This window comes from Streptomyces platensis (assembly GCF_008704855.1).
GTDB classification, from domain to species: domain Bacteria; phylum Actinomycetota; class Actinomycetes; order Streptomycetales; family Streptomycetaceae; genus Streptomyces; species Streptomyces platensis.
In genome coordinates this window covers 5,019,819-5,044,461 of record NZ_CP023691.1, presented here as the reverse complement: position 1 = coordinate 5,044,461, position 24,643 = coordinate 5,019,819, and the positions used below count along the sequence as shown (strand labels likewise).

At 72.8% G+C, this 24,643-nt stretch carries 23 protein-coding genes; 11 read left to right on the top strand and 12 right to left on the bottom strand.

Annotated features, from left to right (window positions below):
- Positions 1-91 precede the first annotated feature (91 nt).
- Complete coding sequence (locus CP981_RS22345; protein ID WP_244329746.1) at positions 92-316, bottom strand: hypothetical protein; 225 nt, start codon at positions 314-316, stop codon at positions 92-94.
- Positions 317-484: 168 nt separating this feature from the next.
- Between CP981_RS22345 and CP981_RS22340 the strand changes: the two genes are divergently transcribed.
- Positions 485-1,327, top strand: a complete 843-nt coding sequence (locus CP981_RS22340; protein ID WP_085928034.1) for a helix-turn-helix domain-containing protein — start codon at positions 485-487, stop codon at positions 1,325-1,327.
- On the top strand, positions 1,309-1,599 hold the full coding sequence (locus tag CP981_RS22335) for a DUF397 domain-containing protein (protein WP_085928035.1): 291 nt from the start codon (positions 1,309-1,311) through the stop codon (positions 1,597-1,599). The genes CP981_RS22340 and CP981_RS22335 overlap by 19 nt, the downstream gene beginning before the upstream one ends.
- Positions 1,600-1,676: 77 nt before the next feature.
- On the opposite strand, the gene ilvD is transcribed toward CP981_RS22335, so the two are convergent.
- The 4 genes from ilvD to CP981_RS22315 form a co-directional block, all read right to left on the bottom strand.
- Entirely contained in the window at positions 1,677-3,527 is a 1,851-nt protein-coding gene (gene ilvD / locus CP981_RS22330; RefSeq protein ID WP_085928036.1) for a dihydroxy-acid dehydratase, read from the bottom strand.
- A 233-nt stretch (positions 3,528-3,760) separates the two neighbouring features.
- The gene (locus CP981_RS22325; RefSeq protein WP_085928037.1) at positions 3,761-4,411 is read right to left on the bottom strand and encodes a TetR/AcrR family transcriptional regulator; all 651 of its coding nucleotides are present in this window, start codon (positions 4,409-4,411) and stop codon (positions 3,761-3,763) included.
- Positions 4,408-5,232 carry a sugar phosphate isomerase/epimerase family protein gene (locus tag CP981_RS22320; protein WP_208852969.1) on the bottom strand — a complete coding sequence of 275 codons (825 nt, stop codon included), beginning with the start codon at positions 5,230-5,232 and terminating at the stop codon, positions 4,408-4,410. Before CP981_RS22320 ends, CP981_RS22325 begins: the two co-directional genes overlap by 4 nt.
- Positions 5,233-5,417: 185 nt before the next feature.
- Positions 5,418-6,344 (bottom strand): Ppx/GppA family phosphatase, encoded by a 927-nt coding sequence (locus tag CP981_RS22315; protein WP_085928039.1) that lies wholly within the window; start codon positions 6,342-6,344, stop codon positions 5,418-5,420.
- A gap of 77 nt (positions 6,345-6,421) precedes the next feature.
- Here CP981_RS22315 and CP981_RS22310 point away from each other — a divergent pair, with 77 nt between their 5' ends.
- A complete protein-coding gene (locus tag CP981_RS22310) occupies positions 6,422-7,276 on the top strand; it encodes a DUF3109 family protein (protein WP_085928040.1) in 855 nt (284 codons plus the stop codon).
- A 46-nt stretch (positions 7,277-7,322) separates the two neighbouring features.
- On the opposite strand, the gene CP981_RS22305 is transcribed toward CP981_RS22310, so the two are convergent.
- Positions 7,323-9,074, bottom strand: coding sequence for an RNA polymerase sigma factor (locus tag CP981_RS22305; protein WP_085928041.1), 1,752 nt, complete (start codon positions 9,072-9,074; stop codon positions 7,323-7,325).
- Between the two features lie 251 nt (positions 9,075-9,325).
- Here CP981_RS22305 and radA point away from each other — a divergent pair, with 251 nt between their 5' ends.
- The gene (radA, locus tag CP981_RS22300) at positions 9,326-10,738 is read left to right on the top strand and encodes a DNA repair protein RadA (RefSeq protein WP_085928042.1); all 1,413 of its coding nucleotides are present in this window, start codon (positions 9,326-9,328) and stop codon (positions 10,736-10,738) included.
- Between the two features lie 125 nt (positions 10,739-10,863).
- Entirely contained in the window at positions 10,864-11,988 is a 1,125-nt protein-coding gene (gene disA / locus CP981_RS22295) for a DNA integrity scanning diadenylate cyclase DisA (protein WP_085928043.1), read from the top strand.
- A gap of 176 nt (positions 11,989-12,164) precedes the next feature.
- Here disA and CP981_RS22290 read toward each other — a convergent pair whose 3' ends face one another.
- Both CP981_RS22290 and CP981_RS22285 read right to left on the bottom strand, forming a co-directional pair.
- On the bottom strand, positions 12,165-12,662 hold the full coding sequence (locus CP981_RS22290) for a pyridoxamine 5'-phosphate oxidase family protein (protein ID WP_085928057.1): 498 nt from the start codon (positions 12,660-12,662) through the stop codon (positions 12,165-12,167).
- A gap of 108 nt (positions 12,663-12,770) precedes the next feature.
- On the bottom strand, positions 12,771-14,060 hold the full coding sequence (locus CP981_RS22285) for a globin domain-containing protein (protein ID WP_085928044.1): 1,290 nt from the start codon (positions 14,058-14,060) through the stop codon (positions 12,771-12,773).
- Between the two features lie 271 nt (positions 14,061-14,331).
- On the opposite strand from CP981_RS22285, the gene CP981_RS22280 reads away from it, so the two are divergent.
- A complete protein-coding gene (locus tag CP981_RS22280) occupies positions 14,332-15,033 on the top strand; it encodes a response regulator transcription factor (protein ID WP_085928045.1) in 702 nt (233 codons plus the stop codon).
- 46 nt (positions 15,034-15,079) lie between these two features.
- On the opposite strand, the gene CP981_RS22275 is transcribed toward CP981_RS22280, so the two are convergent.
- From CP981_RS22275 to CP981_RS22265, 3 genes are all read right to left on the bottom strand, one after another.
- A complete protein-coding gene (locus tag CP981_RS22275) occupies positions 15,080-16,690 on the bottom strand; it encodes a GAF domain-containing sensor histidine kinase (RefSeq protein ID WP_085928046.1) in 1,611 nt (536 codons plus the stop codon).
- Positions 16,691-17,068: 378 nt separating this feature from the next.
- A complete protein-coding gene (locus CP981_RS22270) occupies positions 17,069-18,055 on the bottom strand; it encodes an NAD-dependent epimerase/dehydratase family protein (RefSeq protein ID WP_085928047.1) in 987 nt (328 codons plus the stop codon).
- A gap of 265 nt (positions 18,056-18,320) precedes the next feature.
- The gene (locus tag CP981_RS22265; RefSeq protein ID WP_085928048.1) at positions 18,321-19,142 is read right to left on the bottom strand and encodes a hypothetical protein; all 822 of its coding nucleotides are present in this window, start codon (positions 19,140-19,142) and stop codon (positions 18,321-18,323) included.
- A 170-nt stretch (positions 19,143-19,312) separates the two neighbouring features.
- On the opposite strand from CP981_RS22265, the gene CP981_RS39215 reads away from it, so the two are divergent.
- Positions 19,313-19,441, top strand: coding sequence for a hypothetical protein (locus CP981_RS39215; protein WP_280116720.1), 129 nt, complete (start codon positions 19,313-19,315; stop codon positions 19,439-19,441).
- A gap of 370 nt (positions 19,442-19,811) precedes the next feature.
- Here CP981_RS39215 and CP981_RS22260 read toward each other — a convergent pair whose 3' ends face one another.
- A complete protein-coding gene (locus CP981_RS22260) occupies positions 19,812-20,624 on the bottom strand; it encodes a hypothetical protein (protein ID WP_244329745.1) in 813 nt (270 codons plus the stop codon).
- Positions 20,625-20,955: 331 nt separating this feature from the next.
- Between CP981_RS22260 and CP981_RS22255 the strand changes: the two genes are divergently transcribed.
- The 4 genes from CP981_RS22255 to cseB all read left to right on the top strand — a co-directional run bounded on the left by CP981_RS22255 (position 20,956) and on the right by cseB (position 24,638).
- A complete protein-coding gene (locus CP981_RS22255) occupies positions 20,956-21,915 on the top strand; it encodes an HhH-GPD family protein (protein WP_085928050.1) in 960 nt (319 codons plus the stop codon).
- Positions 21,916-22,447: 532 nt separating this feature from the next.
- Positions 22,448-23,053 carry a SigE family RNA polymerase sigma factor gene (locus CP981_RS22250; protein WP_370682710.1) on the top strand — a complete coding sequence of 202 codons (606 nt, stop codon included), beginning with the start codon at positions 22,448-22,450 and terminating at the stop codon, positions 23,051-23,053.
- Positions 23,054-23,306: 253 nt separating this feature from the next.
- Entirely contained in the window at positions 23,307-23,918 is a 612-nt protein-coding gene (locus CP981_RS22245; protein WP_085928051.1) for a hypothetical protein, read from the top strand.
- Positions 23,919-23,927: 9 nt separating this feature from the next.
- A complete protein-coding gene (gene cseB / locus CP981_RS22240; RefSeq protein WP_085928052.1) occupies positions 23,928-24,638 on the top strand; it encodes a two-component system response regulator CseB in 711 nt (236 codons plus the stop codon).
- Positions 24,639-24,643: the final 5 nt, after the last annotated feature.

Here is a 24,643-nt window from a genome sequence, read left to right as displayed (position 1 = left end):
ACGGCGACGGCCTCCGGCACGGCGACGCCCTTGTCGCACGCGGGGTGCCGGCCGACATGGCACGCCGGGGAGACGTACGGAGCATCCGCGCTCACTGCGCCGCCCGCTTGAGCACCGCGATGAGCTTGCGCGTCGTCTCCACGTTGCAGCGCCCCAACTCGACCAGCACACGCGGCGGTTCATAGCCGTACGTCACCGGGTCGACCATCAGCGACGGCAGCACGATCCCGGTCCGCCGCAGTTCGGCGGCCAGCTCCTCACACACCGCTTCGGCCTCGGCCATCCCGCCTGCCGCCGCCCGTCGTTCCCTCGTCATCAGCGCCGCTCCTGTCTGCCGTTCTCCTGCGTGAGACCCCGGAGCGCCACTACTGTGCGTGTTCCGGCCTTCACGAGAATGGCTCGGAAAAGGGCGCGAATACGCCTTGTGCGTTGTATTTCGCCGCCACGCACCGTTAGTTCCACACCTTCCACGGAGGAGGTCGCCATGCCACCGAGGCGAGCGGTCACCGGCCGAAGCCAGGAGCCGCGCCAGCGCTACGCAGAAGAGCTGCGATTACTGCGGGCCCAGAAGGGCGACAGCCTCCGGCAGCTCGGCGAAGCGCTGGGCTGGGACTGGTCGCTGTTCGGGAAGATGGAGAAGGGCGAGACCCTCGGCGGCCCGGAGGTCGCCCAGGCGCTGGACCAGTATTACGGGACGGCGGGGCTGCTGCTGACGCTGTGGGAGTTGGCGGCCGGGGATCCTACGCAATTCCGCGAGCGGTACCGGCGTTACATGACGCTGGAAGCCGAAGCGATGAGCATGTGGCATTACGCAGTGAGTGCGCTGCCTGGACTGCTTCAGACAGGAAGCTACGCACGCGACTTGCTCTCAGTGGGAGGCAGCAGCGATGAAGAGCTGACCCGACATGTTCAGGCACGTGTAGGGCGTCGGGAGTTGCTCGATGACGACGAGGCTCCGCGCTTCCGCACCATCTTGTCCGAGGCCGTGCTGCGCACACCGTTGGCGGACGCCGAGGAGTGGCGTGAACAGCTTGAGCACCTGCTGACCATGGGAGACCGACCGCACGTCATGGTTCAAGTCGTTCGACAGGAATGCGGACTCCACGCCCTGACGAACACGGACACGATGTTCTTGCGGCTCCCGGATGGGCGCACCGTCGCATGGGTGGAGACCGGATATTCGGGCGAACTCGTCGAGGAAACGGCAGCAGTCGAACGACTTCAGCTCAGCTACGATCTGGTTCGTGACTTAGCCCTATCCCCGGTTGAGTCAGGGAAGTTCATCAGGCAGATGTTGGAGGAAGCCTCGTGCGAGCCATCAACCTGAGCACCCTCACCTGGCGTAAGAGCTCATACAGCAACCAGGACGGCGGCGAGTGCGTTGAAGTTTCCGACGACCTCCTGAGCGCTGCCACCTGGCGCAAGTCCAGCTACAGCAACCAGGATGGAGGCCAGTGCATCGAGGTCTCCGACGACTTCCCCGCCCTAGTCCCCGTCCGTGACAGCAAGGCCCCCCACGGCCCGGCACTCCTCTTCGACGCCGCCGCCTGGGCATCCTTCGTCACCGCCGTAAAGGGCGGAACCCTGCCCGGCGCCTGAGTTCCGCCGCACGGCAACGGCCCCCATCGCTCGCCGCGACGGGGGCCGTTGCCGTGAAACGGGCTGCGGTCCGGGCCTCACCCCAGCGAGTTCACGTCCCGCACCGCGCCCTTGTCCGCGCTGGTCGCCATCGCCGCGTATGCCCGCAGCGCCGCCGAGACCTTGCGTTCGCGCTGCTTGGGGGCGTAGACGCCGCCGAGGGCTTCCCGGCGGGCGGCCAGGTCGGCGTCCGAGACGAGGAGTTCGATCGTGCGGTGGGGGATGTCGATCCGGATGCGGTCGCCGTCCTCGACGAGGGCGATGGTGCCGCCGGCCGCCGCCTCGGGCGAGGCGTGGCCGATGGACAGGCCGGACGTGCCGCCGGAGAAGCGGCCGTCGGTGACCAGCGCGCAGGTCTTGCCCAGGCCGCGGCCCTTGAGGAAGGACGTCGGGTAGAGCATCTCCTGCATGCCGGGGCCGCCCTTGGGGCCCTCGTAACGGATGACGACGACGTCGCCCTCCTTGACCTGCTTCTTGAGGATCTTGTCGACGGCCTCCTCCTGGGACTCGCAGACCACGGCCGGGCCCTCGAAGGTCCAGATGGACTCGTCGACGCCGGCAGTCTTCACGACGCAGCCGTCCTCGGCGATGTTGCCCTTGAGGACCGCCAGGCCGCCGTCGACGGAGTAGGCGTGTGCCATGTCGCGGATGCAGCCGCCGGCCGCGTCCACATCGAGGGACGCCCAGCGCTCGGACTGTGAGAAGGCGGTCGCGGAGCGCTTGCAGCCGGGGGCCGCGTGCCACAGCTCGACGGCCTCGTCGGAGGGGGAGCCGCCGCGCACGTCCCAGGTCTTGAGCCAGTCCTCGATCGTGGCGCTGTGGACGGTGTGCACGTCCTCGTTGAGCAGACCGCCGCGGTAGAGCTCACCGAGGATGGCGGGGATGCCGCCGGCGCGGTGCACGTCCTCCATGTAGTACGTGCCGCCGGGGGCGACGTTCGGGGCGACCTTCGCCAGGCAGGGAACCCGGCGGGAGACGGCGTTGATGTCGTCCAGGTCGAAGTTCAGGCCGGCTTCCTGCGCCGCGGCGAGCAGGTGCAGGATCGTGTTCGTCGAGCCGCCCATGGCGATGTCCAGGGCCATGGCGTTCTCGAAGGCGGCGCGGGTGCCGATGTTGCGCGGCAGGACGGTGTGGTCGTCCTCGTCGTAGTGCCGCTTGGTGATCTCGACGACCGTGCGGCCGGCGTTCTCGTACAGCGCCCTGCGGGCGGTGTGGGTGGCCAGCGTCGAGCCGTTGCCGGGCAGCGAGAGGCCGATGGCCTCGGTCAGGCAGTTCATCGAGTTGGCGGTGAACATGCCCGAACAGGATCCGCAGGTCGGGCAGGCGTTCTCCTCGATGCGGAGGATGTCCTCGTCGGAGATCTTGTCGTTGACGGCGTCGGAGATCGCGTCGACCAGGTCGAGGGTGCGGACGGTGCCGTCGACGAGGGTCGTCTTGCCGGCCTCCATCGGGCCGCCGGAGACGAAGACGGCCGGGATGTTGAGCCGCATCGCGGCCATCAGCATGCCGGGCGTGATCTTGTCGCAGTTGGAGATGCAGATCAGCGCGTCCGCGCAGTGCGCCTCGACCATGTACTCGACGGAGTCGGCGATCAGGTCGCGGGAGGGCAGGCTGTAGAGCATGCCGCCGTGGCCCATCGCGATGCCGTCGTCGACCGCGATGGTGTTGAACTCGCGCGCGATGCCGCCCGCGGCGTGGATCGCCTCGGAGACGATCCGGCCGACCGGCTGGAGGTGGGTGTGGCCAGGCACGAACTCGGTGAAGCTGTTGGCGACCGCGATGATCGGCTTGCCGAAGTCCTCGCGCGCTACGCCGGAGGCCTGCATAAGGGCTCGGGCGCCGGCCATGTTGCGGCCATGGGTAACGGTGCGGGACCTCAGATCAGGCACGATGGGTCACTCCCTCGGGATCGTCCGTACGACCGCCGGTGCCGGTACCTGGCCTGGCCGTGTACCGGGCGGCGTCATATATCAGCTCCTGTCGAGATTACGCTCTTGATCCAAGATCTGGACAGCCTCTCCGGCATGTGAGACAGCTGACCGCAGTGCGGACACCGGCTCGGGAGGACTTCTCGCAGGTCGGGGATGCCGGCGGGCCGGCGAGGCGCCTCGGCAGGCGCTTGTCAGGGTCGTGTCAGATACCGCTGGAGAGTCGGCGCCACCATGGCGATGATCTCCTCGGGGTCCGCGGAGGCGATCGGGTCCATCTTGATCACGTAGCGCAGCATGGCGATGCCGATGAGGTGCCCGGCGGCCAGCTGCACCCGGAACTCCGGGTCGGGGACGTGCAGTTCGCCCGCCACCCGCTGGAGCATCCGGCGCTCGATGAGGCCGCGCAGCACCGCCGCGGCGGTCTCGTTGGTCAGCGCCGAGCGCATGATCGCCAGCAGCGCGGGCCGGCTGACCGGGTTCTCCCAGACGCCGAACATGAAGCGGGCCATCCGCTCGCCGACGTCCGCGCCGCCGCCCGCCAGCGCGTCCGGCATGGTCAGCGCGGGCGCGAAGGTCAGCTCGATGGCCGCCGCGAAGACCTGCTCCTTGGTGCCGAAGTAGTGATGGACCAGCGCCGCGTCCACCCCGGCCGCCTTGGCGATACCACGGACCGAGGTCTTGTCGTAGCCGCGCGCCGCGAACTCCGTACGGGCCGCGGCCAGGATGCGCTCCCGGGCGCCGGGGCCCTCCTCCGCGGCGGCGCGGGCCGGGCGGCCGCGGCGGCGGGGCGGTGCGGGCGGTGTACCGGGCCCCGGGGTCGCGTCGTCCCGGCCGCCGGTCACGGGCCCTGGATCCGGCTCGGGGAGGCGAGGTGCAGCCGGGTGAAGGCCAGCGCCTCGGCCAGATCGGCCTCGCGTTCGGCGGCGGACATCGCCCGGCGGGTGTTGACCTCGACGACGACATGTCCGCTGAAGCCGGTGGCGGCCAGCCGCTCCAGGACCTCGGCGCAGGGCTGGCTGCCGCGACCCGGCACCAGATGCTCGTCCTTGGCGGAGCCGTTGCCGTCGGCGAGGTGGACATGCCCCAGGCGGTCGCCCATCCGCTCCACCATCGCCAGCGCGTCGTTGCGGGCGGTGGCGGTGTGCGACAGGTCGACGGTGAAGTGCCGGTAGTCGTCGTTGGTGGGGTCCCAGTCGGGGGCGTAGGCGAGCATCTCGCGGTCCCGGTAGCGCCACGGGTACATGTTCTCGACGGCGAATTTCACGTCCGTCTCGTGCGCCATCCGCCACACCCCGCGGACGAACTCCCGGGCGTAGCTGCGCTGCCAGCGGAACGGCGGGTGCACGACCACCGTCGAGGCGCCCAGCTTCTCCGCGGCGTTGCGGGCGCGCTGGAGCTTGACCCACGGGTCGGTGGACCAGACCCGCTGGGTGATCAGCAGACACGGGGCGTGGACGGCCAGCACCGGCACCCCGTGGTAGTCCGAGAGCCGGCGCAGCGCGTCGATGTCCTGGCTGACCGGATCGGTCCACACCATGACCTCGACACCGTCGTAGCCGAGGCGTGCGGCGATCTCGAAGGCCGTCGCCGTCGACTCCGGATACACCGAGGCCGTGGACAGCGCGACCTTCGCATCCGGGATGCGCACCACTGGCTCTGTCACGAGGGACAGCGTACGGGCCGGGGCTGTGCGCGGGGCAGGAGGTCCGGACAGCCGCGGCCCGCCGCCGGTGGCGCGTCCCCCTGGGCGGGGAGGCCGGGACGGGCGCCACCGGGGGGGGCGCGGCCGGCGGGGGCGTGACGAGTCTCACCCGCGCCGGACGCGCCACGAACGGACGGCCGCGCGCCCTACGGCAGGTGGTCCAGCCGGCGCAGAATGACGCCCTCGCGCAGCGCCCACGGGCAGATCTCCAGCGTCTCGACCCCGAACAGGTCCATCGCCGCCTCGGCGACCAGCGCCCCGGCGAGCAGCTGCCGTGAGCGCCCCTCGGACACCCCGGGCAGCGTCACCCGCTCCTCCGCGGACATCACGGCCAGCCGCGGCACCCACTCCTCCAGCTTCTTACGGGTCAGCTCACGCTGGACGTAGAGGCCCTCGGCGGAGCGCGCGGCGCCCGCGATCCGGGCCAGCTGCTTGAAGGTCTTGGACGTGCCCACGACCTGGTCGGGCGTGCCGTAGCGGGTGAATTCGCTCACCACCTTGGCGATCTCGGCCCGGACCCGGCGGCGCAGCGTCCGGACGTCATCGGCCTCCGGCGGGTCGCCGGGCAGATCGCCCGCGGTGAGCCGGCCGGCGCCCAGCGGCAGCGACACCGCCACGTCCGGGTCCTCGTCGAGCCCGTAGGCGATCTCCAGCGAGCCGCCGCCGATGTCCAGCACCAGCAGCCGGCCGGCCGACCAGCCCAGCCAGCGGCGGGCGGCGAGGAAGGTGAGCCGCGCCTCGTCCTCACCGGAGAGCACCTGGAGCTCGGCATCGGTCTCCAGGGTGACCCGGCGCAGCACGTCCTCCCCGTTGGTGGCCTCCCGGATCGCCGACGTGGCGAACGGCAGCACGCTCTCGACGCCCTTGTCCTCGGCCACCTGGAGCGCCTCGTGGATGGTCGCCACCAGGCGCTCCACCCCGGCGTCGCTTATCGCGCCGTCCTCGTCGAGGAGTTCGGCAAGGCGCAGCTCCGCCTTGTGCGAATAGGCGGGCAGCGGGCGCGCGCCCGGGTGTGCGTCCACCACCAGCAGATGGACCGTATTCGAACCCACATCGAGGACACCGAGTCTCATACGGGGAAACCTACTGCGCGCGCCGGCCGCTCCTGTCGGCGCGGTCGGCACCCGTCGCTCCCCCTTACGCTGGAGTCGTGGCAAAGACGAAAAAGGCGAAGCACGAAAAAGCGCTCAAGAAGGAAGAAAAGCGGCGCGCCCAGGCGGCCGAGGGCCGGCGGGCCCCCGCCGACGAGGTCGGGCTCGACTTCGCCCGAGCCTGGGTCACCTTCCCGGACCCGGGCGACGACGAGCAGCTCTTCCGCTGCGACCTGACCTGGCTGACGTCCCGCTGGACCTGCATCTTCGGCAGTGGCTGCCAGGGCATCCAGGCCGGCCGGGCGGACGACGGCTGCTGCACGCTCGGCGCGCACTTCTCGGACGAGGACGACGAGAAGCGGGTGGCCGAGCATGTGGCACGCCTCACGCCCGAGGTGTGGCAGCACCACGACGTGGGCACCACGACCGGCTGGGTCGAGGAGGACGAGGACGGCGAACGGCAGACCCGGCGCTGGGAGGGCTCCTGCATCTTCCAGAACCGCCCCGGCTTCGCGGCCGGCGCGGGCTGCTCGCTGCACCTCCTCGCGCTGCGCGAGGGCCGCGAGCCCCTGGAGACCAAGCCGGACGTCTGCTGGCAGCTGCCGGTCCGGCGCACCTACGACTGGATCGACCGGCCGGACGACACCCAGATCCTCCAGGTGACGATCGGCGAGTACGACCGCCGCGGCTGGGGCCCCGGCGGCCACGACCTGCACTGGTGGTGCACCTCCGCGACCTCGGCGCACGGCGCGGGCGAGCCGGTCTACGTCTCGTACAAGCCCGAGCTGACCGAGCTGATGGGCAAGAAGGGCTACGCCAAGCTCGCCGAGCTGTGCGAGGAGCGGCTGGCCGCGACGCTGCCGATGGCGCCGCACCCGGCGGACCCGGCGCCCCTGAAGAAGCCGCAGGAGTAGGCACCCGACCCGGACCGGGGGTACCGGGCCGGGCTGCGGCCTGCGCTCAGCGCGCCGGGTGCGTGGTGTTCGACGGTGTCGAGGACGGGCCCGGGCCGGTCGGCTTCGGCGTCGGATCCGTCGGCGTCGGCGTGGGTGAGGGGGGCGTCGGGGTCGGCGTGGGCGTCGGCTTCGGGGCCGGGCGGGTCGGCTTCGGGTGCGCGTGCCCCGGGCGCTGCGGACCGGCGGCCGGACCGGTCGCGCCGTAGCCCCGCATCGTGACGGCGGTGCCCCCGGGCTCGATGGCGATCCTGGCCCGCCAGTGGCCCGCCGGCTCCCGGTCGTGGTCGATATGGACCGTGATCGTGGTGGTCTCGCCCGGCCGCAGCGTGCCCGCCGTACGGCTCATCTGAAGCCAGACCGCGCCCGCCGACGCGTACCAGCGCACCGGGGTGCCGCCGGTGGCGCGGAGCGTGAGCAGCGTGGTCCGGCCCCGGGGCTCGGCGGCGATCGTCAGCCGGCCGGGGCCCGACTCCCGCCGGCGGTCCGCACCCTCCGGCCGCTGCGGCGTGCCGTCCGCGCTGATCACCTCGACGGACACATCGGGCGTCCCGTCGCCCGCCGTGAAGCCGGGCCCGGGCGTCGTCCTGGCGTTCCCGGCGTTCTCGTACGGGCTGCCGCCCAGCCGCGGCCCGGGTTCCGTGTCGCGGGCCGTCACCGAGGGCGAGTCATCGGCCGCCACGTCGGTGGCGGGGGCGCCCCGGTACGCCGCCCACAGGGCCAGCACCGGCGCCGCGACGACGGTGGCGACCACGGTGGTGGTCAGCGCCCGGTTGCGCAGCCGGCGCCGGCGGGCCACCCGGTCCTTCGGCGGGCCCACGGGGAAACCGCTGCGGTCGTAGCGAGGAGAACCGTTTGCCCCACTCGCCCGGCCGCCACCGCCCGCCCCGGCCACCCCTTCCGCGCGGCCCGACTTGGTGCGCCGGGCCGCCGCCAGCGCGCCGAGCACGGCCTCCTGGGGCGCGGTGACCAGCGGCAGGCTGCCCCGGTCCACCGGCGCGGTGCCCGGCCAGGTCCCCGGCGCTGTGGCCCGCTCGGCGGTCCGCCGGCACTCGGCGCAGTCATCGACATGGCGCACCAGCTCCCGGCTGAGCGCCGCGCCCAGCAGCATCTGGGTGTCTCCCGCCAGCTGCGCGACTTCCCGGCAGCGGCCGGACTCGACGACGGCCAGCGCCGCCCGGGTCCGTTCGACCTCGCAGGCGGCGGTGGCCAGCAGCGTGCGGGTGGCGATCGGGTCGGCGCCGAGCACCGCGGCGACCTCGTCGGCCGAGAGGTGGTGGCGCACCGAGAGCTCCAGCGCCTCCCGCTGCTCGGGGGTGGTGCCGGCGGCCTCCGGCCAGGCCAGCGCGGCGAGTTCACGCCGGCGGCGCTCGGCCTCGCGGGCCGCGCCGGGGCCCGGTTTCCCGGCGGCCGGCGCGGTGCGTTCGGCGAGCCGGCGCAGACAGGCCCAGCGGGCGAGGGCGTAGAGCCAGGAGCGGTGCAGCGCCGGGTCGCCGGGGCGGCGGCCGCGGTGCCGCTCGGCGAGCGCGAGCGTCTCGCCGAGCACCGCGGTCGCGGCGTCGTGTTCGCACAGCACGGACAGGCAGTAGGTGAACAGCCCGTCCAGATGGGGCTGGTAGCCGTCCCGGCCCCGGTCCGGGGGGCGCGCGGCGTCCGGGCCGGGCCGCTCGGCCGGCTGGGGCCGGTTCCGGCGCCGCGCGTCGCCGCGCGACCGGTGTGCGCCGGTGGAGTGCGTGGGGTGCTCGGGCCTGCTGCTCATCACCCCGGCGACGGTAGGCGGATGATGCAGCCCTGCTTGCTCGCGTTGGACACTTTTAACCCTTACGGGTGACCATCTCCCTCAAAAGGGGACACGAATAGCTCTTTACACGGGCGCTGCGCTCCGTATGCGCCACTCGGCCGGCGCCCTTGCCCACGGCGGCGCCCCCTCCTGGGGCGATCTTGGCCGCGGGCGCCCGCTCCGCGCGAGCTCCCGGCGGCGTTGTCCGACCCCGCCGCTACGGTGACCCCATGGCAACGCGTAAATCGTCGGGCAAGGAGCGTCCCTCCTACCGCTGCACCGAATGCGGCTGGACCACCGCCAAATGGCTCGGCCGCTGTCCCGAGTGCCAGGCGTGGGGCACGGTCGAAGAGTTCGGCGGCGCCCCCGCGGTGCGCACGACCGCGCCCGGCCGGGTCACCACCGCCGCCGTGCCCATCGGCCAGGTCGACGGCAAGCAGGCCACCGCCCGCTCGACGGGCGTGCCCGAGCTGGACCGCGTCCTCGGCGGCGGGCTGGTCCCCGGCGCCGTCGCGCTGGTGGCCGGCGAGCCCGGCGTGGGCAAATCCACCCTGCTGCTGGACGTCGCCGCCAAGGCCGCCTCCGACGCCCACCGCACGCTGTATGTCACCGGCGAGGAATCCGCGAGCCAGGTACGGCTGCGCGCCGACCGCATCGGCGCCCTCGACGACCATCTGTATCTGGCCGCCGAAACCGATCTGTCCGCGGTGCTCGGCCACCTCGACACCGTCAAACCGTCGCTGCTGATCCTCGACTCGGTGCAGACCGTCGCCTCCCCCGAGATCGAAGGGGCACCCGGCGGGATGGCCCAGGTCCGCGAGGTCGCCGGCGCACTGATCCGGGCCTCCAAGGACCGCGGGATGGCCACCCTCCTGGTGGGCCATGTCACCAAGGACGGCGCCATCGCCGGACCGCGCCTCCTGGAGCATCTCGTCGATGTCGTCCTGCACTTCGAGGGCGACCGGCATGCCCGGCTGCGCCTGGTCCGCGGCGTCAAGAACCGCTACGGCACCACCGACGAGGTCGGCTGCTTCGAGCTGCACGACGAAGGCATCACCGGCCTCACCGACCCCTCGGGCCTCTTCCTGACCCGCCGCGCCGAGCCGGTGCCCGGCACCTGTCTGACCGTGACCCTGGAGGGCCGCCGCCCCCTGGTCGCCGAGGTCCAGGCGCTGACCGTCGACTCCCAGATCCCCTCCCCCCGGCGCACCACCTCCGGCCTGGAGACCTCCCGCGTCTCGATGATGCTCGCCGTCCTGGAACAGCGCGGCCGGATCAGCGCCCTGGGCAAACGCGACATCTACAGCGCGACGGTCGGCGGTGTGAAGCTGACCGAACCCGCCGCGGACCTCGCCGTGGCCCTCGCCCTGGCCAGCGCGGCCAGCGACACCCCGCTGCCGAAGAACCTGGTCGCCATCGGCGAAGTGGGCCTCGCGGGCGAGGTCAGACGCGTCACGGGCGTCCAGCGCCGGCTGTCCGAAGCGGCCCGGCTCGGCTTCACGCACGCCCTGGTCCCCGCCGACCCCGGAAAGATCCCCGACGGGATGCGGGTCCTGGAGGTCGCCGACGTCGGACAGGCACTCAGCGTGCTGCCCAAGCGGGTACGCCGGGAGGCCCCACAGGAAGAGGGCGCACGCCGGTAGACTTTGCCCTGGTCTCGCCCGTCACCGCAGAATTGCCTGTCGGCCACGTACGCTCCGCTGGTACGTCAACCACAGCATGGGCCGGGCGGCCTGCGGACCGACAGACCTTGTGACGGAGGAGTGCAGTGGCAGCCAACGACCGGGCATCGACTTCCGGCAGGTCCGGTGGAAGCTCCGGCACCGAGAGCCTGATGCGCGCCACGCTGAGCGCCGTCGCGCCCGGTACCGCTCTGCGCGACGGCCTGGAGCGCATCCTCCGCGGCAACACCGGCGGGCTGATCGTCCTCGGCTTCGACAAGACCGTCGAGACCATGTGTACCGGCGGCTTCGTCCTCGATGTGGAGTTCACCGCGACCCGGCTGCGCGAGCTGTGCAAGCTCGACGGGGCCCTGGTCCTCGACAAGGACATCACCAAGATCATGCGGGCCGGTGTGCAGCTGGTGCCGGACGCCTCCATCCCGACGGAGGAGACCGGCACCCGCCACCGCACCGCCCAGCGCGTCTCCATCCAGGCCGGTTTCCCGGTCGTCTCCGTCAGCCAGTCGATGCGCCTGATCGCCCTCTACGTCGACGGGGAGCGCCGCGTCCTGGAGGAGTCGGCCGCGATCCTCTCCCGCGCCAACCAGGCACTGGCGACGCTGGAGCGCTACAAGCTCCGCCTGGACGAGGTCGCCGGCACCCTCTCCGCCCTGGAGATCGAGGACTTGGTGACGGTCCGCGATGTCACCGCGGTCGCCCAGCGCCTGGAGATGGTCCGCCGGATCGCCACCGAGATCGCCGAGTACGTCGTCGAGCTCGGCACGGACGGCCGGCTGCTCACCCTCCAGCTGGAGGAGCTGATCGCCGGCGTGGAGCCCGAGCGGGAGCTGGTCGTCCGCGACTATGTCCCCGAGCCGACCGCCAAGCGGTCCCGTACGGTCGCCGAGGCGCTCGCCGAGCTGGACGCCCTCAGCCACACCGAACTCCTCGAACTCCCCACCGTGGCCCGCGCCCTGGGCTACAGCGGCGCCCCCGAGACGCTGGACTCCGCGGTCTCCCCGCGCGGCTTCCGCCTGCTGGCGAAGGTCCCCCGGCTGCCCGGCACGGTCATCGACCGCCTCGTCGACCACTTCGGCGGCCTCCAGAAGCTGCTCGCGGCCAGCGTCGACGACCTCCAGGCGGTCGACGGCGTCGGCGAGGCCCGCGCCCGCTCGGTCCGCGAGGGCCTGTCGCGGCTGGCGGAGTCGTCGATCCTGGAGCGGTACGTCTAGAGGGGTACGCCCGGTACCCCGACGGAGATCCGCCCGGTACGCCCAGGGGGACACACCCGGTACGTCCAGCGGGGCCCGCCCTGGTCGCCGGCCCCAGTGGGTGGCCGAGCTGTGTGTCCGGTCCCGGTGCCGGCTGCTGTCCGACAGCCGGACGACATACCCCGGGGCTCGTCCGGTCAGGGGCGGGACCCGGTGGCGGATGCGGGGAGCGCGGCGGTGAGCCGGAGGCCCGTGACGAGGTCGGGGCGGATGCGCAGGGCGTGTTCCCGCTGCCCCTCCGTCCAGGGGTGCAACAGCTCCCGGTAGTACGCCAGGTCGCGCGGATCGGTGACCGGCCGGCAGTAGCCGGTGACCACCACGCACCAGCCGACGTGCGTCACGGGGTCGATGGTGTCCGCCTCGTAGGCGACGACGACGCCCTCCATGCCGGCCTGCCGGGTCGCGGTGGCGATCGACGCGCCCTCCTGCGTCCGGATGATGATCTCGCCCCGGTCCAGCAGGTGGTTGACGGGGCGGATGGCCGGCAGCGCGTCCTGGGTGAAGACGATCCGGCCCAGCGACACACTGCCGAGCAGCCGCAGCGCCTCCGCACGGTGCAGCGGGGTGCTGTGCCGGGGCCCCGCGGTCCCGGCCCCGCCCGCCCTGGGCACTCCGGCACCCGGCCGGGACGACATGTGGTTCACCGTGCGCTCCCTCTCGTCCTCCCACGCGCTGACATGCCCAGTAGAAGGTCGGCGATCACCGCGCGCCAGGGGCCGTTCGGCCCCCGGGGCGGGGCGGGATCAGGCGGCCGGGGAGTCCAGAACCGGGTCGTACCGGACCTGCCCGGCGGGCAGGCCGGCCGCGGTCAGCCGCGCCAGGGTGGCGCCGACCATCGCGGGCGGACCGCTGACGAAGGCGAGGTGCCCGGCCCAGCCCCCACGGCGGGCCACCGCCTCCGCCACCGGGCCGCGGCCGCCCGCTCCGGCGCCCTCGTCGAGCACCGGCACCACATGCAGCCACCGATGGCGCTCCGCCCACCGGGCCAGCACCCGCGCGTCATACAGCTCGTCGCGGCTGCGGGCGCCCAGGAACAGCTGCACCCCACGCGGCTCCCGCACCGCCGGCAGGGTGGGCCCACCGCCGCCGCCCCGGCGCCCGGCCAGCTCCTCCAGCAGCGCCTTGACCGGGGCCCACCCCGTGCCGCCCGCCACCATCAGCAGCTCGCGCGCGGGGTCGTCGTCGAGCGTCATCGTCCCCTGCGCGGGCCCCAGGCGCAGGGTGTCCCCGACCCGGGTGTGCGCCACCAGCGCCTCACTGACCCCTCCGGCGCCGGTCTGCCGCACATGGAACTCCAGCTCGCGCACCGGCCGCGGAGCGCACGCGAGGGAGTACTGCCGCCAGGCCTGCGGCAGCAGCGGGGACTCGACGGCGGCGTACTGGCCCGCCCGGTACGGATACGGCTCGTCGGTCCGCACCCGCAGCACCGCGAGGTCCGGGCGGCGCAGCTCATGGCCGACCACCGTGCCCCGCCAGTACGCCGGTTCGGCGAGCGTGGCCTCCGCGCCGTCGACCATGGCCGCCACGGCGAACCGCAGCATCCGCACCCACGCCTGCTCCGCCGCCTCGCTCCAGCCCGGCCCCGCCGACTTCCGCAGCGCCACGCACAGGGCCGCCTCGAACGTCTCGTAGTGCACCGGCCGCACCCCGAGCTTGCGGTGGTCCCGGCCGAGCCGGGTGAAGAACGCGGCCACCTCGTCCGGGCGGTCCAGATTCTCGATCAAGTAGCGGAAGGCGCGGGCCAGATGGGACCGCTGGAACTCCATCGACGCGGGAAACAGCCGCCGCAGGGACGGCCACCGCGCGAACATCTCGTCGTAGAGACGGCCGATCAGCTCGTCGAAGGGGGTCACCAGCGGCAGATGGCGGACGATCAGCCGCTGGTCGGCGGCGCCGTCGTAGGGCACCGCCCGCGCCAAGTCCGGCCCCGGCGCACGGTCCTGGCCCAGCATCCGCCGCCGCAGCCGCATCGCGTCGTGCCGGGCCAGCAGTGCGTGGTACTCGTTGCCGACGGTGCCCGTAAAGGCATGCATGAGCGGACCTCCTGGCTGCGAGGACGGACCGGGCGGCGGGGTGCCGGGGATGCCACGGTCCGGAAAGCGGCGCCAGTATGGCAGCGGGCCGAGAGGCCCCATCGGCCCTGCTCCCCAGGGCCGTTCGGCCCTTTCGCCCCCACCGCGTGCCCCGCGATGCTGGGCCCCGGGGGCACTGCCGGGCGCGGCGCGTCCACCCGGGCCGCACATACTGAGAGCCCCCTCAACGGACCGGCATCCCGCACCCACCGGGCGACCAAGCGAGTACCGAATGAACCTGCACCCCGCACCCGCCGCGCCGCTGCGCGTCTTCATCCTCGACGACCACGAGGTGGTCCGGCGCGGGGTGCGGGACCTCCTCGAAGCGGAGGAGGACATCGAGGTCGTGGGCGAGGCGGGCGACCGCCGGCAGGCCCTCGCACGGGTACCGGCCGCCCGCCCGCAGGTGGCGGTGCTCGACGTCCGCCTCGGCGGCGGCGACGGCCCCGGCGGCGACCACGAAGGCATCGAGGTCTGCCGGGAGTTGCGCGCCCGGATGCCGGAGCTGGCCTGCCTGATGCTGACCTCGTTCGACGACGACGAAGCGCTCTTCGACGCCATCATGGCGGGGGCCGCCGGCTACGTCCTCAAGCAGATCAACGGCTCCGGCCTGGTGCACGCGGTGCGCACGGTCGCGGCGGGCGAATCCATGCTGGACCCGCGCACGGCGTCCCGGGTGATGGCGCGGCTGCGCGGCCCCCACGAGACGACGCCCGAGGCACCGCCGTCGGAGCTGGACCGGCTCTCGCCCCGGGAACGGCAGGTGCTGGAGCTGATCGGCGAGGGGCTGACCAACCGGCAGATCGCCGACCGGCTGTTCCTCGCGGAGAAGACCGTCAAGAACCGCGTCTCCGCCATCCTCGCCAAGCTGGGAGTGGGCCGCCGCGTCCAGGCGGCGATGGTCGCCGAACGCTTCCGGGAACAGCGGGGCTGAGCACCGCGGCCCGGCACACCGGGCGCGCCCCGCTCCCCGGCGGGGATCAGCCCGGCAGCGGAACCCGCCACACGATCCGGGTACCGCCCGCCTCCGGGCACTCGACCGTCAGCCGGCCCCCGTGCAGCTCGGCCCGCGCCCGCATATTGGCCAGGCCCCCGGTATGCCGCGCGGCGCCCACCCCCACCCCGTCGTCCACGACCGTCAGCGTCACCTCGTCCGCCACCGTCAGGGCGACATCGAGGCGCCGGGCGCGGGCGTGCCGGGCGGCGTTGCTGAGGGCCTCCGCGGTCACCGCCAGCAGGTGCCCGGCCAGGTCGTCGGGGACGTTGGTGTCCGCCGGGCCGTCGATCCGCAGCGACGGGGTGAAGCCGAGCGTGCGCGCCGCCGTGCGCACGGCGTCGGTGAGTCCACGGCGCAGGCCCGCAGTGTCGGCACCGTCCCCGGCCGTGCGCAGTTCGAAGATGGTGGACCGGATGATCTTGATGGTGGTGTCCAGATCGTCGACCGCCCGCCCGACCCGCTCCGCCGCCTCGGGCCGGTCGATCAGCCGGGTCGCGCTCTGCAACGTGATCCCGGTGGCGAACAGCCGCTGAATGGCCAGATCATGCAGATCCCGGGCGATGCGGTCCCGGTCGTGGAAGACCGCCAGCTCCTCCGACTCGGCCCGCCGCCGGCCCAGTTCCAGGGCGATCACGGCCTGATCGGCAAAGCCCGAAATCAGCCTCGCCTCGGTCTCGTCGAACGCCGGCCGACCCGCCAGCCGGCACAGCCGCAGCGCCCCGCGCCCGATGTCGACCTGGAGCGGCACGGCGACCGCCGGACCGTACTCCTCGTCCGCCCCGGTGCCCGCCCCCAGCGGATGCGCCCGCGGATCGCTCCGTAAATCGGCGCTGACCACCGGCTGCCCCGTACGCGCCGCCGTACCCGGCAGCGACCCCTCGACCGGCACCGTCAGCCCCGCGATCCGGCCGGCGCCCGCGCCGTGCGCCACCGCCACCGTCAGCCGGTCCGGCGCCGACGGCACCGGCAGCAGCACCGCCGCACAATCGGCACCCGCGACCTCCATGGCCCGCTCGGCGATCAACCGCAGCACCTGACTCGCCTCCGTACCGGACAACAGGCTCCGGGTGATCTCGCCCAGCGCCTCCAGCCAGCGCTCCCGGCGGCGGCTCTCGTGGTACATCCGGGCGTTGTCGATCGCCACCCCCGCCGCGATCGACAGCGTCGTCACCACCGCCTCGTCATCGGCGTCGAACGACCCTCCGCCCCGCTTCTCGGTCAGGTAGAGATTGCCGAACACCTCGTCACGCACCCGGACCGGCACCCCGAGGAACGTCCGCATCGGCGGATGGTGCGCGGGAAACCCGTAACTGCGCGGATGACGGGACAGATCGGTGAGCCGCAGCGGCTCCGGATGGCGGATGAGCTCACCGAGGATGCCCCGGCCGCACGGTAACGGGCCGATCGACGCGATGAGCTCCTCGGACATCCCCACCGGCAGGAACTGCGAGAGCCGCTGCCCGTCACCGACCACACCGAGCGCGCCGTACTCCGCATCGGTGAGGTCGACCGCCGCCTCCACGATGCCCCCGAGCACCTGCGGCAACTCCAGCCCCCGCCCCAGCCCCATCACCGCGTCGAGCAGACTGCGCATCCGCTCCTCCGGCGCCCGCAGCTGCGGCAAACGCGCCCCCGGCGCGGGCCACTTCGGATCGGACATGACCGCCCCTGCCCCCCACTGCCCCGAAACCCGTACCTGGTCAGCAGCGTACGTGAGCTTCGCGGGGCCCCTGCCGGGAGACCGCATCGGTCGGCCGGCCTGTCCTGGGGCGCATCGGACGGACGCCCCGCTCGGGAGGGGGCGCATCGGCCGGTCATCCCCTCCCCTCCAGGGTCTCCCGGCCCGGCGAGGGGGCTGTTCGGCCCTGGGGCGCGGCGCCCCAGCGAACGAGCATGGTGACACCGGGAAGGGCCGAGTCTCCCCCGTGCTCATGTCCCGGCCCTTCCCGGTCCCACACGGGGCCGCGGGCCCTCACCCCCGCAGGACGGCGGCCTCCTTCTCCGGCGGCAGCCCCACCACCGGCCGGTCCGGCCGCTGCGGCGCCACCCCGCCGATGTCCTGGAGCCAGGCCCAGGTATCGGCGACCGTCTCGCCGATGGGACGGCAACGCAGCCCGTCCGCACGGGCCTTGGACACATCGGCACCGTAGAGCGCATCCTCCAGCTCGCCGGCCGCGAGCCAGAGCGGTAGCTCGATCCAGGGCGCGATACCGGCGGCGAGGACATCCGCCGGAGCGGTCCAGCGCAGCTCCGCATCCGCGCCGGTGACCGTCACACAACTCTCCAGGAACTCCCCCATCGTGGCGTGCCCGACCTCGCTCACCAGGTTGTACGCACCACCGCGCCCCGCCTCCAGCGCGTCGAGCGTCCATGCGGCGAGATCCCGGACGTCGATGTACTGGAGCGCCAACTCCCGCGGCCCCGGCGCGAGAACCGGGCCCCCGCGGGCGATCCGGGTCAGCCACCACGGCAGCCGCCCGATGTTCTCGTACGGCCCGAGGATCAGCCCCGCACGCAACAGCAGCGCCCGGTCCCCGAACGCCCCGGTCACGGCCAGCTCACCGCCCCGCTTGGCCTGCGCATAGTCCTCGGCGTCGGTGGCATCGGGGGAGCCCGCCACCACCGGGGCCTGCTCGTCGTACGGGGGCGTGGGCGGGAAGGCGTACACCGAGTTGCTGGAGACGTACGCATACCTCCCGACCCGCCCGGCCAGCAGCCGTGCCGTGTCCCGCACCGCCGACGGCGCACCGCTCCAGGTGTCGACGACGGCGTCCCACTCCCCCACCTCCAGAGCCGCGAGCCCCGCCCCGCTCCCACGGTCACCGTGCAGCGCCGCCGCCCCCTCCGGCGGAGCGTGCTTCCCCCGGTGGAACACCGTCACCTCCCACCCCCGCGCCAGCGCCGCCTCGGCAACCGCCCGCCCCACGAACTCCGTACCACCCAGCATCAGTAGCTTCATAACGGCGACTGTGCCGGACGACACCCCCCGCGACCACCAACGCACGCTCTCAGCGGAATCCCTCTGGGCGGAACAAGGGGAGGGGCCGCTTCCGCACCTGGGACGGCCGGGCGTTCGACGCTGGTCGGTGCTGGTCGGTGCCGGTCGGTGCCGGTCGGTGCTGGTCAGGACCGGACGCTAGTGGTCGGCTCCGGTTGGAGCCGCTCGGCCCGGCTCGCGGGCCTCAGCCCTCAGCCCTCAGCCCTCAGCCCTCAGCCCTCAGCCCTCAGCCCTCAGCCAGGACGAACGTCGTACGGGCCGCCTCCAGGCCCGGCACCTTCGCCTCGATCTCATACTTGCCGGCGGGCACCTTGGCCGAACTCGGCGTGGCGCACTGCGGGCCGCTGGCCCGGCGGTCCCACACGATGGTGCGCTGCACGGACCCCTTGGCCGGCACCTGCAACAGCGCGGGCGCGGTGCCCGACGGGCAGTCGTTCGAGGCCCACACCCGTTCATCGCCCGCGGCGTCGCTGATGGTGAGCACCGCGGCCTTCTGCCCGAGATCCACCTTGCAGGCGGCCCCGGCCGCATTCTCGATCGTCAGCTCGAACTTCGGCCGGGTACCAGGCGCGTAGGAGTGCTTGACGCTACGAAGATCCAACTCGGCCTTGCCGGAAACACAGTTGGGAAGCGAGGAACCAGCCGCGACGGCATTCTTGCCGGAGCCCTGCCCGATCGGCCCGCTCCCGCTCCCGGACCCGGAACCGCCGGATCCTCCACTGCCGCCGGAACTTCCACTGCCGCCACCCGCGGCGCCCGACCCACCGGAACCGGCGCCCGATCCCCCGTCGTCGCCCGACTCATCGCGCCCGCCCGGCTTTTGGTCGTTCGCCGGTCCACTGCCGGAGGGCCCTGGCGTGATGGACGTCGCGGGACCGTTGCCGTGCGCCCCCTTGCCCTCATCGCTGCTCTTCCCGGCGCCTCCGCCCCAGTTGACGGCCCACACCACCAGGAGGGCGAGCAGGACGACGATGGCCAGCGCAACGGCCCTCCGCCGCCAGTAGATGGAGGAGGGAAGCGGCCCGATCGGATTGCGCAGTGATCCCACGCGGAAACTCTACGAGAGATCGGCACCCACACAGGCCAGTACCCGCCGCTTCCGGCTGCAACTTTTCCCATGATCGGCCCGGAGCCGGCTCCCCACCACGTTTCCGGCCCCAACGGGCCTGATGCCCCGCTGGCGCTCGACCTGCTCCACTGCGCCCATACTTCCGGCAGATGCGCCCCTGCCGATCGTCAGCAGCGGCACAACCTGACCAGCCCATACGGTCGTTGATCATGAACAGCACCACTCTCTACCGCACCCTCACCGACCTCACCCGCCACGCCCACCACGCCCCCAACTGACTCCGCACCCTGGCCGAACTCGGCACCGAGGGCGGCCTGCTGCTCCTGAAGGCGACGGCGGTGCCCGTGTGGTGGCGGGCCCGCAGCCACCCGGCCCGCGCGGTCGCCCGCACGGCACTGGTACCGATATCCAGCCCCATCGCCTATCTACTGAGCGAGCTCGCCCAGACCGTGGCGCACGAGGAACGCCCGTGCCGGGCGGCAGCGGAAATGGCCGCCGGAGCGCCCCCCAGGGGCTCGCCACCGCAGGACCTCACCACCCCAGGGGCTCACCACCTGGGGCCTCACCACCCCGGAGCCTCATCAGGGCTCTTCACCCCGGGCCTCTTCACCCCGGGCCTCTCCCCCCGGGGCTGACCGCCCCAGGGCCTCAGCCCCGCGACCACTCCTCCTTGTGGCCGAAGCCCTGGCCGTTGTCGATCAGCCGCAGCCAGTCAGGGCGCAGCTCCCAGAGCGTGGTCCGCTCCAGGGCGTCGCGCAGCCGGTCGCTCGCCGCGACGAACGGAAAGCGCTCGATATAGACCTGCCAGCCGGCCGCCCGCTCGGCACCGGTCAGCGGACGGCAGCGGCCTCGCCCCTGAAGCCCCGTCAGGCCGCTCCACTCCTGCCCGTCCCGCTGCGCCGTGAACGCGACCCGCGTGCCGGGCTCGGCGAGGGCCCGGCCGTGCCGCGTCGTGGTCGCGGTGACGAAGTACAGAGCGGGCCCGGCACCAGCCTCCAGGCCGCCCGCCGCACCGGCCGCCCCGCCGGCCGCCACGCCCGACACGCCGGGCGCGACCGACACATCGGCCCCGTCGGCATCGTCGGTCGCGCCGGGCACCTCGGTCGCGCCGGCCGTGACGGCCCCCTCGCCCCCCTCGGCCCCCTCAACCGCCCCGGTCGCGTACAGCACCGCACAGGCCTGCGGCCCATCCTCGTCCACATACGCGAGCGTCATCGTCGTATGCGCGGCCAGCGCCCGCCGGATCACCTCCGGACAGGCCGACCCGGCCGCCGCGGCGCCTTCCTGCCCCACGGCGCCACCCACACCCGCACCCGCACCCGCGGCACCTCCCGAGCCCGCCACGCCACCCGGCCCCGCTGCGTCGCCCGCGCGGCCCGCGCCTTGCGCACGGTCCGTGCCTCCCGCCTCGCCCGTGCCTCCCGTCTCGCCCGCGCCGCCCGCTGCACTCATCTCCGCCATGCCCGCATCCTCGCCTGTTGTCTCCTTGGCCTCGCTTGCCGCCTCCTTCTATTCCAGCAACGATTACGGAGCGTAACTAGTTCCTGGCGGAGCGTGGCCGCCGAGGGGCCACGCCGCCCACATCGCACGCCCCCTCCCCGCCCAGCCACCGCCCCCCGGCCGACGGCTCGCCGCCCACCGCCCCTCTCCCCCATGCCCCGCCCCACCCCTCCCTACCCCCCAGTAGCCCCCACCCGGGAGTGGTTGGCCGTCCTGCGTGTGGGTGGGCGTGCGGCGGGGCGGGCCCGGTGCGTTTCCTGGGCGAGGCCGGACGTGCCAGGATCGGCATGCCATGACTTCGACGCCTGTCACCACCACTGCCACGACCGCCGCCGCCGAGACCGCTTCCGCCGCCGACGCGGCCGCGGAAGCCGCCGACGGGACCGCGCTGCACGGCCCGGTCACCGACTGGTTCGACGAGCACGCCCGCGATCTGCCCTGGCGCCGCCCCGAAGCGGGCGCCTGGGGTGTGATGGTGAGCGAGTTCATGTTGCAGCAGACCCCGGTCAGCAGAGTGCTGCCGGTGTACGAGCAGTGGCTGGCCCGCTGGCCGCGCCCCGCCGACCTGGCCGCCGAGGCGCCGGGCGAGGCGGTCCGGGCCTGGGGCCGGCTCGGCTATCCGCGCCGCGCGCTGCGGCTGCACGCCGCCGCGTCCGCGATACAGGAGCGGCACGGCGGCGACGTGCCGCGTGAGCACGGCCAGTTGCTGGCGCTGCCCGGCGTCGGTGAGTACACGGCCGCCGCGGTCGCGTCCTTCGCGTACGGGCAGCGGCACGCGGTGCTGGACACCAATGTGCGCCGGGTGTTCGCCCGTGCGGTGGCCGGCCGCCAGTACCCGCCGAACGCCACCACCGCTGCGGAGCGCAAGCTCGCCCGTGCGCTGCTGCCCGAGGACGAGCAGCTGGCGGCGCGCTGGGCGGCGGCCACGATGGAGCTGGGTGCGCTGCTGTGCACGGCGCGTACGCCGGAGTGTCACCGTTGCCCGATCGCGGCGCAGTGCGCGTGGCGGCAGGCCGGGTCGCCGGTGCACGACGGTCCGCCGCGGCGTACGCAGACCTACGCCGGTACCGACCGGCAGGTGCGCGGCAAGCTGCTGGCCGTGCTGCGGGAGGCGGTCGCACCGGTGCCGCAGCAGGTGCTGGACGCAGTGTGGGACGAGCCGGTGCAGCGGGCGCGGGCGCTGGACGGGCTGGTCTCGGACGGCCTGGTCGAGCCGCTGGCCGGAGGCCGGTACCGGCTGCCGCTGACGTAGCCCGGCTGCCATCTGCCCAAGAGCGTCATCCCCATAGGGCCGCGGCCGTCACATACGTCCGAACCGCGGCCGTCACACGCCCAGGGCCGCGGCCGTCACTCGCCCGGAACGCCGCCGTCACTCACCCGACAGCGCCGCCGCCATCCCCACAGGCCCACGGCCCCACCCGTACAACAAACAGAAGGCGCGACCGCTTCGGCGGCCGCGCCTTCGGTCGTGACGGGCCGCGCCTTCTGGCGCGACGGTCAACCGTCTGATGCGGTATCACTTTTAGGGCAGCGTGACCGAAAGGTGCCGCGATACGGCCTGAAGGAGGCCCTCGCCGGGCACGGTTGCCGTCGCGTCACGGCCGATAGGTCTTGCGGCGGGGTCGTTTCTCCCCCCGGAGTATGACGCGGGCAGGCCTGCCGTCCATCCGAAGTAGGACCCCTGGCGCGCTGTTACACAACCGAGGGTTTTCCGTGCACTCGTTGTGGGGCCGACGCACATTACGTCGCAACACCCCCTCCGTAGCGTCTTCCTCGTGCTGGAGATGACTGCCGGCACGGTCAACGTGGGGAAACGAAAGCGGATCGGAGGCGTCGAGATGGCGACCAGCGGCGGCAAGGTACTGGACTTCGAAGAGTACGTTCGTACGCGGCAGGAGGCCCTGCTGCGGAGCGCCCGGCGCCTCGTGCCCGATCCGGTCGACGCTCAGGATCTGCTGCAGACCGCGCTGGTCCGCACCTACGGCCGCTGGGACGGCATCGCGGACAAGTCGCTGGCCGACGCCTACCTCCGCCGCGTCATGATCAACACCCGGACGGAGTGGTGGCGGGCGCGCAAGCTGGAGGAGGTGCCCACCGAGCAGCTCCCGGACGCGAGCGTGGACGACGGCACCGAGCAGCGCGCGGACCGTGCCCTGCTGATGGACATCCTGGGGGTGCTGGCCCCGAAGCAGCGCAGCGTCGTGGTGCTGCGGCACTGGGAGCAGATGAGCACGGAGGAGACCGCGGCGGCGCTGGGGATGTCGACGGGTACCGTCAAGAGCACGCTGCACCGTGCGCTGGCGCGGCTGCGTCAGGAGCTTCAGATGCGCGACATCGACGCCCGGATGCTGGAGCGCGGCGAGCGGGAGCGGGAGCGGTGCGCGGCCTGACGGGCGGCGCACGGCACGCGGAACACGGCACGACGTACGACATCGCACTAGTTACCACACGAAAACTATCCTTACCGGTGAAAACGGGCAGAACGACAGGCGCCTTACGGCTCCGGGCTCGACGCGCGACAATCACTTCAGGAACAGCAGCGGGATCAGCGGCTGTGCGAGCAGCACGGTGAGCGGGAGCGGATTGTCCAGGTACAGGTTGACCAGGATCGGGTTGACCAGAGGCGGCGCGGCCACGGCAGGAGTGGCCGCCGTCGGCCTTTTGCTGGCCGGATGCAATCCCGGGGGCGAGGGTGTGCGCAGCGAGGGCTCCGCGACCAGCACCCCGGTGCCCCCCAAGGGCCCCGTGAGCAGTTCTCCCAGCGCGTCCTCGACCGCGGACTACAAGAAGGTCGACGCGGTCCAGCTGCTGAAGGACGACCCGAAGGTCGGCGCCTTCGTGAAGAAGTCCCTGGCCAAGCCGTGCGCCGCCGACGAGTACCCGGTCGAGGTGACCTATGCGTCGCTGACCGGCGGAAAGTCCCCCGATGTCATCGTCAACGTCATGACCTGCGCGGATTCCGTCGGGATCGGCTCATACGTCTACCGCAAGCACAGCGGCGCGAAGCACGGGTATGACAACGTGTACACGAACGAACAGCCGTCGGTCTCCGCCGGGGTCAACAAGGGCGAGCTGGAGGTCTCCAAGCAGACCTATGACACCGGCGACAAGGTGTGCTGCCCTTCCGGTGAGGACGTGATGCCCTACCGCTGGTCGGGTGGCCGCTTCGTCGAGAACCACGGCTACCACACCGACTACAGCAAGACCACCGTCGACGGCGCCACGCCGGACGACGGCACGGGATCGGAGGGTTGAGACAACCGCATGGCCGAGACCCATGTGCTCTTCGTCGAGGACGATGACGTCATCCGCGAGGCCACGCAGCTCGCTCTGGAGCGGGACGGCTTCGTGGTCACCGCGATGCCCGACGGGCTCGCGGGGCTGGAGGCGTTCCGCGCCAACCGTCCGGACATCGCCCTGCTCGATGTGATGGTGCCGGGGCTGGACGGCGTCAGCCTGTGCCGGCGGATCCGCGACGAGTCGACGGTGCCCGTCATCATGCTGTCGGCGCGTGCCGATTCCATCGATGTGGTGCTCGGTCTGGAGGCCGGCGCCGACGACTATGTCACCAAGCCGTTCGACGGTGCGGTGCTGGTCGCCCGGATCCGTGCCGTGCTGCGCCGCTTCGGTCACGCCAGCGGGCCGGACCGGGGCGGGGCCGCGGCGGCCGAGGCGGACGATCCCGCCGAGGCGGTGCTGCGGTTCGGTGATCTGGAGGTCGACACCGAGGGCATGGAGGTGCGCAAGGGCGGCCGGAATGTCGCGCTGACGCCCACCGAGATGCGGCTGCTGCTGGAGTTCTCGAACGCGCCGGGCACGGTCCTCTCGCGCGACCGGCTGCTGGAGCGGGTCTGGGACTACGGCTGGGGCGGTGACACCCGCGTGGTCGACGTCCATGTCCAGCGGCTGCGCGGCAAGATCGGCCAGGACCGGATCGAGACGGTCCGCGGCTTCGGATACAAGCTGAGAGGCTGACACCT